Source organism: Polaromonas sp. P1_G4 (assembly GCF_056405475.1).
Genome location: NZ_JBFUCA010000649.1, coordinates 1 through 2,011, shown reverse-complemented (window position 1 = coordinate 2,011; position 2,011 = coordinate 1). Strand labels below are relative to the sequence as shown.

Annotated in this window: 3 protein-coding genes and 1 pseudogene; all 4 read left to right on the top strand. The window is 57.2% G+C overall.

The genetic code is table 11. The features are described from left to right. Positions 1 to 3: 3 nt before the first annotated feature. The gene (gene rpsM / locus AC1D1X_RS21750) at positions 4 to 369 is read left to right on the top strand and encodes a 30S ribosomal protein S13 (RefSeq protein WP_074579313.1); all 366 of its coding nucleotides are present in this window, start codon (positions 4 to 6) and stop codon (positions 367 to 369) included. Positions 370 to 382: 13 nt separating this feature from the next. After that, positions 383 to 787 (top strand): 30S ribosomal protein S11, encoded by a 405-nt coding sequence (gene rpsK, locus AC1D1X_RS21745; RefSeq protein WP_007869288.1) that lies wholly within the window; start codon positions 383 to 385, stop codon positions 785 to 787. 132 nt (positions 788 to 919) lie between these two features. Next, positions 920 to 1,543, top strand: a complete 624-nt coding sequence (gene rpsD / locus AC1D1X_RS21740) for a 30S ribosomal protein S4 (protein ID WP_477699159.1) — start codon at positions 920 to 922, stop codon at positions 1,541 to 1,543. A 95-nt stretch (positions 1,544 to 1,638) separates the two neighbouring features. Next, a pseudogene (locus tag AC1D1X_RS21735) lies at positions 1,639 to 2,011 on the top strand (DNA-directed RNA polymerase subunit alpha); the annotation flags it as partial.

Sequence of the window (2,011 nt, the reverse complement as noted above, 5' to 3'; positions counted from 1 at the left end):
AACATGGCTCGTATCGCTGGTATCAATATTCCGCCGCAGCAACATGCCGAAATCGGCTTGACTGCTATCTTTGGCATCGGTCGCACGCGCGCTCGCAAAATTTGCGAAGCATGTGACATCGCTTACGCCAAAAAGGTCAAAGATCTGACCGATGGCGACCTGGAAAAAATCCGTGAGCAGATCGCCCTGTTCACCATCGAGGGTGACCTGCGTCGTGAAACCACGATGAACATCAAGCGCCTGATGGACATCGGTTGCTACCGTGGTTTCCGCCACCGTCGCGGCCTGCCCATGCGTGGCCAGCGCACCCGGACCAATGCCCGTACCCGCAAGGGCCCGCGCAAGGCCGCTGCAGCTTTGAAGAAATAATTGAGAGGTCGTCATGGCAAAATCACCAAGCAATAACGCCGCACAACGCGTTCGCAAGAAAGTTCGCAAGAACGTGGCCGATGGTATCGCCCACGTCCACGCTTCTTTCAATAACACGATCATCACTATCACGGATCGCCAGGGCAATGCCTTGTCCTGGGCGTCTTCCGGTGGTCAGGGTTTCAAAGGTTCGCGCAAATCCACCCCTTTCGCAGCGCAGGTCGCTTCCGAAGTGGCAGGTCGTGCCGCCATTGAGCAAGGCATCAAGAATCTTGACGTCGAAATCAAGGGTCCTGGTCCAGGTCGTGAATCATCTGTTCGCGCTTTGGGCGCACTCGGCATCCGGATCAATTCGATTGCCGACGTGACCCCGGTTCCGCACAACGGCTGCCGCCCGCAAAAGCGCCGCCGCATTTAATTCCCCGTGCCCAGGCATCCGGCGGGTTGTTTCAGCCCGTCAGATACCAGGCATTTTTACCAAGCCCACCGCCGCAGGTTACGACCTCCGGCTCCTGCAATTCATTGCAGCAGATGACAAAAGGACATTCAAGTGGCACGTTACCTAGGCCCCAAGGCCAAACTATCCCRCCGTGAAGGCACCGACCTGTTCCTGAAGAGCGCACGCCGCGCCATCAGCGACAAGGCCAAATTCGACTCCAAGCCGGGTCAACACGGTCGTACCTCCGGTACCCGTACTTCCGACTTCGGCTTGCAGTTGCGCGAAAAGCAAAAAGTCAAGCGCATGTATGGCGTGCTCGAAAAGCAGTTCCGCCGGTATTTTGAAGAAGCGGATCGTCGCAAGGGCAATACCGGCGCCAATCTGCTGTTCATCCTTGAGTCGCGTCTGGACAACGTTGTGTATCGCATGGGCTTCGGTTCGACCCGTGCTGAAGCGCGCCAGCTGGTTTCGCATAAGGCCATCACGGTCAATGGCGGATCTGTCAACATTCCTTCGTACATGGTCAAGGCCGGCGACATCATTGCCGTACGCGACAAGTCGAAGAAGCAGACCCGCATCACGGAAGCCCTTGAGCTTGCAAAACAGGTCGGCCTGCCCGCCTGGGTCGATGTGAACGCCGACAAGGGAGAAGGCACCTTCAAGAAGGTACCCGATCGCGACGAGTTTGCCGCCGACGTCAACGAATCGTTGATCGTCGAGTTGTACTCACGCTAATTTTTCGTTCCTGCGATACGGGGCACCGTATCGCCAGGGTGTGCTTCGCCGGCCTTATCGGTGTAACGAACCGAGGGTATTGAGAGGAAGACTGCATGCAGACCAATTTGTTGAAACCAAAAACCATTAATGTTGAGCAGCTTGGCGCCAACCGCGCCAAGGTGACTCTGGAACCGTTTGAGCGTGGCTACGGCCATACGCTGGGCAACGCGCTGCGCCGCGTACTGTTGTCTTCCATGGTCRGCCACGCCGCCACCGAAGTCACCATCGCAGGTGTCCTGCACGAGTACTCGTCCATCGACGGTGTGCAGGAAGACGTCGTCAACRTCCTGTTGAACCTCAAGGGTGTGGTGTTCAAGCTTCACAACCGCGACGAAGTCACGCTGAGCCTGCGCAAAGACGGCGAAGGCCCAGTCACTGCCGCCGACATCCAGACTCCGCACGACGTGGAAATCATCAACCCAGAAC

What these genes read in the sequence shown, in the direction of transcription:
- rpsM (WP_074579313.1), top strand. Translation starts at nt 4, where the DNA reads ATGGCTCGTATCGCTGGTATCAATATTCCGCCGCAGCAACATGCCGAA.
- rpsK (WP_007869288.1), top strand. Translation starts at nt 383, where the DNA reads ATGGCAAAATCACCAAGCAATAACGCCGCACAACGCGTTCGCAAGAAA.